8 protein-coding genes are annotated in these 8,482 nt (G+C 76.2%); 5 read left to right on the forward strand and 3 right to left on the reverse strand.

Annotated features, from left to right (window positions below):
- Positions 1 to 37: 37 nt before the first annotated feature.
- Genes GTQ99_RS15875 through GTQ99_RS15895 form a run of 5 tightly spaced genes read left to right on the forward strand, consistent with a single transcriptional unit; the run spans position 38 to position 5,172 of the window.
- Positions 38 to 238, forward strand: a complete 201-nt coding sequence (locus tag GTQ99_RS15875; RefSeq protein ID WP_166616706.1) for a hypervirulence associated TUDOR domain-containing protein — start codon at positions 38 to 40, stop codon at positions 236 to 238.
- A gap of 31 nt (positions 239 to 269) precedes the next feature.
- Complete coding sequence (purB, locus tag GTQ99_RS15880) at positions 270 to 1,709, forward strand: adenylosuccinate lyase (protein WP_240897528.1); 1,440 nt, start codon at positions 270 to 272, stop codon at positions 1,707 to 1,709.
- Between the two features lies 1 nt (position 1,710).
- Positions 1,711 to 2,739, forward strand: coding sequence for a zinc-binding dehydrogenase (locus GTQ99_RS15885; protein ID WP_166616707.1), 1,029 nt, complete (start codon positions 1,711 to 1,713; stop codon positions 2,737 to 2,739).
- 10 nt (positions 2,740 to 2,749) lie between these two features.
- The gene (locus GTQ99_RS15890; RefSeq protein ID WP_166616708.1) at positions 2,750 to 3,265 is read left to right on the forward strand and encodes a 2'-5' RNA ligase family protein; all 516 of its coding nucleotides are present in this window, start codon (positions 2,750 to 2,752) and stop codon (positions 3,263 to 3,265) included.
- 41 nt (positions 3,266 to 3,306) lie between these two features.
- Positions 3,307 to 5,172 (forward strand): cation:proton antiporter domain-containing protein, encoded by a 1,866-nt coding sequence (locus GTQ99_RS15895; RefSeq protein ID WP_166616709.1) that lies wholly within the window; start codon positions 3,307 to 3,309, stop codon positions 5,170 to 5,172.
- 19 nt (positions 5,173 to 5,191) lie between these two features.
- Here the strand turns inward: GTQ99_RS15895 and cls are convergent, their stop codons facing one another.
- From cls to GTQ99_RS15910, 3 genes are read right to left on the reverse strand one after another with little or no spacing between them, the layout of a single operon-like run.
- Positions 5,192 to 6,667: a cardiolipin synthase gene (cls, locus tag GTQ99_RS15900; RefSeq protein ID WP_166616710.1), complete on the reverse strand. Its 1,476-nt coding sequence runs from the start codon at positions 6,665 to 6,667 to the stop codon at positions 5,192 to 5,194.
- A gap of 5 nt (positions 6,668 to 6,672) precedes the next feature.
- Entirely contained in the window at positions 6,673 to 7,323 is a 651-nt protein-coding gene (locus tag GTQ99_RS15905; RefSeq protein WP_166616711.1) for a VOC family protein, read from the reverse strand.
- 4 nt (positions 7,324 to 7,327) lie between these two features.
- Positions 7,328 to 8,383 carry a 2-dehydropantoate 2-reductase N-terminal domain-containing protein gene (locus tag GTQ99_RS15910; protein WP_166616712.1) on the reverse strand — a complete coding sequence of 352 codons (1,056 nt, stop codon included), beginning with the start codon at positions 8,381 to 8,383 and terminating at the stop codon, positions 7,328 to 7,330.
- Positions 8,384 to 8,482 lie beyond the last annotated feature (99 nt).

Consider the following 8,482-nt stretch of genomic DNA (forward strand, 5'->3'; position numbering starts at 1 on the left):
GGGTGCAGCGCAGCCCGCCGCGCCCGCGCATCGCCCGGTGCGCCCCCGGGGCGACCACGTCAGCTGGAACACCTCCCAGGGCCAGACCGAGGGGAAGGTCACGGACAGGAAGACCGAGGACTTCGAGCTCTACGGCAAGCACCGCAAGGCCTCGGAGGACGACCCGCAGGTGGTCGTGGAGAGCGACAAGTCCGGCAAGGAGGCCGCGCACAAGGAGTCCTCCGTCGAGGAGGCCTGAGGCGTCCGGGCCGGGTCGGCCCCGTGGGAGCATGAGGCACGTGACCGACCCGGCCGTCCAGCCCGCTGCCCCCGTCGACCTCGCGCCCGCCAGCCTGGGCGAACCCGCGCTCGGCCCCCTCGACGGCCGCTACCGCCGCTCCGTCGCCCCGCTGGCCGAGCACCTGTCCGAGGCCGCGCTGAACCGCCGCCGCGTGCACGTCGAGGCCGAGTGGCTGGTGCACCTGGGCACCCGCGACGTGGTGCCCGGCGTGCGCCGCCTCAGCGCCGACGAGGTCGCGTTCCTGCGCGAGCTGCCGCTGCGCTTCGACGCCGCGGCCGTCGCCGAGCTGGCCGAGATCGAGCGCGTCACCGTCCACGACGTCAAGGCCGTGGAGTACTGGATCAAGCGGCGGCTGGAGGGGACGTCTCTGGCCGACGTCGCCGAGCTGACCCACCTGTTCTGCACCAGCGAGGACGTCAACAACCTCTCCTACGCGCTCATGGTGCGCGACGCCGTGCAGCAGGTGTGGCTGCCGGCCGCGACCGCGCTCACCGACGACGTGGCGCGGATGGCGCACGAGCTGCGCGCGCTGCCGATGCTGGCGCGCACCCACGGCCAGCCCGCGACGCCGACGACGCTGGGCAAGGAGCTCGCCGTCCTCGCGCACCGGCTGCGCCGGCAGCTGGCGCGGATCGCGCGCGCGGAGTTCCTCGGCAAGTTCAACGGCGCCACCGGCACCTACGCCGCGCACCGCACGGCCGTGCCGAGCACGGACTGGCCGGCGGTCTCGCGGGAGTTCGTCACCTCGCTGGGGCTGACCTGGAACCCGCTGACCACCCAGATCGAGCCGCACGACTGGCAGGCGGAGCTGTACTCCGACGTCGCCCGCTTCGGGCGCGTGCTGCACAACCTCTGCACCGACGTGTGGACGTACATCTCGATGGGCTACTTCGCCCAGGTCCGCGGGCAGGGCACCGTGGGCTCCTCGACGATGCCGCACAAGGTGAACCCGATCCGCTTCGAGAACGCCGAGGCGAACCTGGAGGTCTCCGGCGGGCTGTTCCGCGTGCTGGAGGAGACGCTGACGACCTCGCGGCTGCAGCGCGACCTCACCGACTCCTCGACGCAGCGCAACATCGGCGTCGCGTTCGGGCACTCGCTGCTGGCGGTCGAGAACGCCCGCCGCGGGCTCGCCGGGCTCGACGCCGTCCCGGCGGCGCTGGCCGCCGACCTCGACGGCAACTGGGAGGTCCTCGGCGAGGCCGTGCAGTCGGTGATGCGCGTGCACGGGCTGCCCGAGCCCTACGAGCGCCTCAAGGAGCTCACCCGCGGGCGCCGGGTCGACCAGGCGGGGCTGCGCGAGTTCGTCGCCGGCCTGGGCCTGCCCGACGGCGAGGCCGCGCGCCTGTCGCTGCTCACCCCGGGCGACTACACCGGGGACGCCGCCGCCCTCGTCGACGTGCTCGACGCCCCGCCCGCCGGGAGCTGACGTGCGCGCCGTCCTCGTCGAGGCGTTCGGCGAGCCGGCGCGGCTGGCGCGGGTCGCCGACCCCGCGCCCGCACGGCACGGGGTCGTCGTCGCCGTGGAGGCCACGGGGGTGTGCCGCAGCGACTGGCACGCCTGGCAGGGCCACGACGAGGACGTGCGGCTGCCGCACGTGCCCGGCCACGAGCTGGCCGGCACCGTCGTCGCGGCCGGGGACGACGTGCGCGGCTGGCGCGTCGGCGACCGCGTGACGACGCCGTTCGTCACCGCCTGCGGCACCTGCCCCGAGTGCGCGGCCGGCGCGCAGCAGGTGTGCCGGGCGCAGACCCAGCCGGGGTTCACCGGCTGGGGCTCCTTCGCCGAGCTCGTCGCCCTCGACCACGCCGACGTCAACCTCGTGCGGCTGCCCGAGGGGTTCACCGCGAGCACGGCCGCCGCGCTCGGCTGCCGCGTCGCCACCGCCTTCCGCGCCGTCACCGACGTCGCCCGGGTGCGCCCCGGCGAGCACGTCGCCGTCCACGGCGCCGGCGGGGTGGGGCTGTCCGCCGTCGCGGTCGCCGCGGCGGCCGGGGCGCGCGTCGTGGCCGTCGACCCCTCCCCCGCCGCCCGCGAGCTCGCGGTGCGCTTCGGCGCCGAGCACGCGCTCGGGCCCGAGGACGCGGTGCGCGCCGTCCGGGAGCTGACCGGCGGCGGGGCGCACGTCTCGATCGACGCCGTCGGCCTGCCCGCGACGTGCGAGGCCTCCGTGCGCTGCCTGCGCCGGCGCGGCCGGCACGTGCAGGTGGGCCTGCTGCCCGCCGCGGCCGGCCGGCCGCTGGTGCCGATGGACCTCGTCGTCGCCGGGGAGCTGCAGGTGCTCGGCAGCCACGGCATGGCCGCGCACGACTACCCGCGGCTGCTGGACCTCGTGGCGGCCGGGCGCTTCCCGCTGGCCGGGCTGGTCACCCGCGAGCTGCCGCTGGAGGCGGGCCCGCGGGCGCTCGCGGAGGTCGCGGCGGCGGGCACCGCCGGCATCACCGTCCTGGTGCCCTGAGGGCGCGGCCGTGACCCGCGTCGTGTGCGCGGCCTTCGACGCGGACCTGGACGCGGGCCTGGCCGCCGTGGCCGGGGACCTGCGCGCCGGCGGCGTGCGGGTCCCGCCGCCGCGGCACCGACCGCACCTGACGCTCGCGGGCAGCGACCTGCCGCCCGAGCAGGTCCTGGCCGCCGTGCGCGCCGCGGCCGCGGACCTCGCGGGGACCGCGGTGCACCTGGACGAGGCCGGCACCTTCCGCCGCGGCGCCGTGCTGTGGGTGGGCACGGGCGCGCCCGGCCTGCTCGCCTGGCACGCGGACGTGCTGGCGGCGCTGGCCGGCGCCGGGCTGGCCAACGCGTTCCCGAACGCGGCGCCGGGCCGCTGGCGCCCGCACTGCACGCTGGCCCGCCGGGTGCGCCCGGGGTCGGTGGCGGCCGCCGTCGAGGTGGTCCGGGCCGCCCTGCCGCTGAGCGGGCGGGTGCGGGCCCTGGCGGTGCTGGAGGTCGGCGGCAGCGGCGACCTGGGGCTGGTCCCGCTGCGCTGAACCGGTCCACCCCCCGGTCCGGGCCCGCCTATGCTCCGCGCGTGGAGATCGCGATCGCCCTCGTGGCGCTGACCGTCGGGGTGTGCGCGGTGGCCGCCGCGTGCGACCGGTTCGGCTGGCCCACCCCCCTGGTCCTCGTCGTCGTGGGGGCCGTCGTCTCCCTGGTCCCCGGGGTGCCGGAGGTGGCGCTGGAGCCCGAGCTCGTCCTGTTCGGCCTGCTGCCACCGCTGCTGTACGCCACGACGGCGCGCACCTCGCTGGTGGACTTCACCCGCAACAAGCTGGCCACGGTGCTGATGTCGGTGGTGCTGGTGGTGTTCACCACGCTCGTCGTGGGCTGGACGACGGCGCTGCTGCTGCCGGGGGTGGCGCTGGCGGCGTGCATGGCGCTCGGCGCGGTCGTCGCCCCGCCGGACGCGGTCGCCGCGACCGCGATCGGCCGGCGGCTCGGCCTGCCCCGGCGGGTGGCGACGCTGCTGGAGGAGGAGAGCCTGGTCAACGACGCCTCCGCCCTCATCGCGCTGTCGGTGGCGACGTCGGCGCTGACGACGGCGCTGTCGCCGGTGCACATCGCCGGGGAGTTCGTGGTGGCCGTCGTCGGGGCGCTCGTCGTGGGCGGTGCGGTGGCCGCGGTGCTGGCGCTGGTGCGCACCCGCATCCGCAACCCCGTGCTCGACACGGCCGTCTCCTTCACCGCCCCCTACCTGGCGTTCCTGCCGGCGGAGGAGGTGCACGCCTCCGGGGTGCTGGCCGTCGTCGTCACCGGGCTGACCATGGCGCACCTGTCCCCGCGCGTGCAGACGGCCGCCTCCCGCGTGACGGAGGCCGTGAACTGGCGCACGGTCGCGTTCCTGCTGGAGAACGCGGTGTTCGTGCTCATCGGGTTGCAGCTGCCGCAGCTGCTCGGCGACGCCGCCGACGGCGCCTTCAGCGGCGGGCGGATCCTGGTCGTCTGCCTGGGCGTGCTGGTGGCGACGATCGCCGCGCGCTTCGTCTTCGTCTTCGCCTCGGCGAACCTGCTGCGGGCGGTGCCGCGGCTGCGCCACCTGCAGTGGCCCGACGGGGTCTCGCTGCTGGTGTCGTGGGCGGGGATGCGCGGCGTGGTCACGCTGGCCGCCGCGCAGCTGGTGCCCGAGGACGTGCCGGGGCGGGAGGTGCTGCTGCTGGCCGCGTTCACGGTCGTCGTGGGCACCCTGCTCGTGCAGGGGCTCAGCCTGCCGTGGCTGGTGCGCCGCGTCGGCCTGCCCGCGCCCGACCCCGCCGAGGACGCCCTGCAGGCCGCCGCCCTGGGCGACGCCGCGACGGCCGCGGGGCTGCGCCGCCTCGACGAGCTGCTCACGGGCGAGGAGCCGGAGCACCTGGTCGCCATGCTGCGCGCCCGCTCCAAGTCCCGCTCGCACGCGGCCTGGGAGCGGCTGGGGCGGCCGCTGTCGGACCGGATGACGCCGTCGGCGCTGTACGCGCAGCTGCGCCTGGAGATGCTGGCCGCCGAGCGCGCCGTCGTCGTGCAGGCCCGCGACCGCGGCACCGCGGAACCGGACGTGCTGCGCCAGGCGCTCGCCGACGTCGACTTCGAGGAGACGCTGATCGACCGCCTCGACGACCTCGACCCGCTGGAGGCCGACCGCGGGCTGGCCCCCGCCACCGCGGGCGGCTGCGCGCACCTGCGCACCGCGCGCGCCCGGGCCGACGTCGCGGTGGCCGACGAGTGCGCCGACTGCCGGCGGGAGGGCTCGACGTGGGTGCACCTGCGCACCTGCCTGCAGTGCGGGTACACCGGCTGCTGCGACTCCTCCGAGCGCCGGCACGCGCGCCGCCACTTCGGCGAGAGCGCGCACCCGGTGCTCGTCAGCGCCGAGCCGGGCGAGGCGTGGCGCTGGTGCTGGGTGGACGAGGAGCTGGGGTGATCGGCGCTGCCGGGCGCCGCTACTGCAGCGCCGACGTCAGCCGGGCGAGGTTCTCCTTGATGACCGCCCCGCGCGAGCGGGCCAGCCACTGCTCCAGGGTGAGCTCGGTGCAGCGGGCGCGGTAGCCGTCCTCGACGCGGCGCAGGTCGTCGGAGAACTCCTCGCCGCACACCATGAGCGTCAGCTCCAGGTCGAGCAGGAAGGAGCGCATGTCCATGTTGGAGGAGCCGATGACGGCGACCTCCTCGTCGACGGTCATGTGCTTGGCGTGCAGCACGTACGGCGCCGGGTAGCGCCAGATGCGCACCCCGGCCCGCAGCAGGTTCTCGTAGTAGGAGCACTCGGCGTAGTGCACGATCGCCTGGTCGCCGTGCTCGGAGACGAACAGCTCCACGTCGACACCGCGCTCGGCGGCCGTCGTGATCGCCGACAGCATCGACTCGTCGGGCACGAAGTAGGGGCTGGTGATGGAGATGCGCCGCTGCGCGGAGTACAGCAGCGCGTTGAACAGCTTGAGGTTGTTCTCCCCGTCGAAGCCGGGGCCGCTGGGCACGATCTGGCACTCCAGCCGGCCGGGCGGGTCGACGGGCGTGAGCTCCGGGCGCTCGGCCGTCAGCAGCTCGTCGGTCTCGGAGTACCAGTCGGTGATGAAGAGGGCCTCGACGCCGGAGACGATGGGCCCCTCCAGGCGCACCATGAGGTCCTGCCACTGCAGCCCGCGGCGCCTGTTGCCGCGCTTGTTGTAGCTGCGGTCCAGGACGTTCTGCGAGCCGACCCAGCCGACCTCGCCGTCGACGACGAGCAGCTTGCGGTGGTTGCGCAGGTCGGGGCGCTGGTACTTCAGCCGGTGCAGCTGCACGGGCAGCATGGGGTGCCACTCGACGCCCGCCTCGCGCAGGAAGCGGACGGTGCGCCGGTAGCCGGGGTAGCGCAGCGAGCCGATGTGGTCCATCAGCAGCCGCACCTTCACCCCGCGCTGCACGGCGCGCTGCAGGGCGCTGAAGAACGGCTCGCTCGTGGCGTCCCTGGTCATGATGTAGAACTCGACGTGGACGTACTCGCGCGCCTCGTCGACGGAGCGCGCCATCGCCCGGATCGCCTCGTCGTACTCGCCGACGAGCTGCGCGGAGTTCCCGCCGACCAGCGGCATGGCGCCCAGGTTGCGGTTGAGCTCGACGACCCCGGTCAGCCACGGCGGCCAGGGGTGGTCGGTGGAGACCAGGTCCATGCCCTTGGTCGTGTCGACGATGAGCTGGTTGATCTCGCGCTGCTTGCGGCGCCGCGAGCGCGGCAGCTTCGGGTTGCCGATGAGCAGGAAGGCCAGCACGCCGAGGTAGGGGATGAAGAAGATGGCCAGCAGCCAGGCCAGCGCCGAGCTGGGCCGGCGGTTGACGGGGACCACCGCGATCGCGGTGAGGCGCACGACGAGGTCGACGACGAGCAGCGCGAGCGCGGAGGCCGTGATCGACGGCGCCCAGTCGGGGAACCAGTCCACGCGCCTCAGATCTCCACGGTGCCGCGGGGGGTCTGGAACGTCACCGTCCGCAGCCCCGCCCGGCCGCGGTCGCCGGGGACCTCGAGCCAGGTGAACTCCAGCCGGTCCACCGTGAAGTCCGCGGGCAGCCCCAGCCAGCTGCGCACGTGCTCGCGCTCACCGGCGATGGTGAGCCCGGCGAGCCGGGTGCCGCCGGCCAGCGCGATCGCGGAGGGGTGCTGCGTGAGCGGGCCGTCCCACTCGATGAGCAGCGGCAGCTGCGGGTCGGTGCGCAGGGCGGGCGCACCGATCTGCCGCCAGCGCAGCTCGACGCCGTCGGGGCGCCGGCGCACCCCCTCCTCGGCGCGCTCGCCCAGCCGGGCCGCGTGGCCGGCGAGGTCGTCGACGACGACGGCCCAGGCGAACCAGCCGCCGCCGGCCTCGCTGCGCTCGCGCACGGCCCGCCCGAACAGCGCCTTGTCGGCGACGGGGTGGTCGAGCACCTCGACGACCTCCACGTAGCAGCCGTCGGACAGCGGCAGCACGACGTTGCGGGTGCCGAAGCGCGGGTGCGGGCCGCCGTCGACGACGCGGACCCCCAGGCGGGCCGCCAGGCGCCGCGCGGTCTCCTGCAGACCTTCGGGACCGGCGGCGAAGCCGACGTGGTCGACACGCATGGGGTCAGCCTCCCAGGCCCGCGGCGAGGCCGGTCAACCGGTCCGCGAGCGCCCGCACGTCGGCGGCGCCGAAGGCGCGGGGGCCGAGGCCCTCGCGCACCGAGCGGTCCGCCAGCGCCTGCAGCGCCTCGTTGACGGGGGTGGGCACGCCCCGCTCGCGCCCCAGGCGCACGACCTCGCCGTTGAGCCAGTCGGTCTCCACCGACCCCCCGCGGTGCAGGCTCTGCCAGCTGGAGGAGCCCGGCCGGCCGCTGCCGGCGACCTCGGCGGTGCGGAAGCCGAGCTCGGCCAGCCGCGGCAGCGCCTGCGCGCGGTCCAGCGCCGGGGTGCCGGCCGCGGCGAGCGCGGCGGCCCCCTCGGCGCGCGCGGCCCCGCGCAGCTCCTCGCAGCCCTCGCCGGGCCGGCACACCGCGTCGACGGCGTTGCCGGTGTTGTCCAGCAGCTTGCCGCGCTTGGCGGCCATGACGTCGTCGCTGACGGTGGTGGCGAAGCCGGCGCCGGCCAGGTCGGCGGCGATGCGCCCGACGACCTCGTCGCGGCCGGCGGGGTAGCGGCCCAGGACGAGGCCGCCGGAGACCGGGGTGCCCTCGGAGACGACGACACCGGGCTCCAGGTGGCTGGCCGGCAGGTACACGCACGCGCCCACGACCCGGCGGAACCAGCGCAGCGCCAGCCGCTCGCCCTCGACGCCGTTCTGCGCGCAGACCACGGGCAGCAGGCGCCCGGCGGTGGCGTCCCAGCCCCCGTCCGCGTCGGTGGGCACGTCGGCGGGGGCGGCGACGGGGGCGGCCGCCCAGTCGGCGAGCAGCCCGGCCGCGTCCTGCACCTTCACCGCCAGGACGAGGACGTCGTCGGCGGTGAGCTCCACCTCGGCCGGGGAGCTGGCCACGGGGGCGTGCACCTCCACCGGCCCGGTGGGGGTGAGCAGCTGCAGGCCGTGCGCGCGCAGGCGGTCGGCGTGCGCGCCGCGGGCGACGAGGACGACCTCGTGCCCGTGCTGGGCCAGGCGGCCGCCGATCGTCCCGCCGATGGCCCCTGCCCCGATGACGACGTAGCGCACCAGCGCAGTCAAGCACCGCCGCGCGCACCCGCTCGCCCCGGGCCGGTACCGGGTACCGCTGGACGGGGCGGGACCGTGCCGGGAGGCGGTGCCGGGAGG

Origin of the sequence: Kineococcus vitellinus, assembly GCF_009906315.1 — a bacterium.
GTDB classification, from domain to species: Bacteria; Actinomycetota; Actinomycetes; order Actinomycetales; family Kineococcaceae; genus Kineococcus; species Kineococcus vitellinus.

Coding starts and splice junctions, on each gene's coding strand:
- purB (WP_240897528.1), top strand. CDS start 270: ATGAGGCACGTGACCGACCCGGCCGTCCAGCCCGCTGCCCCCGTCGAC.
- GTQ99_RS15905 (WP_166616711.1), bottom strand. CDS start 7,323: ATGCGTGTCGACCACGTCGGCTTCGCCGCCGGTCCCGAAGGTCTGCAG.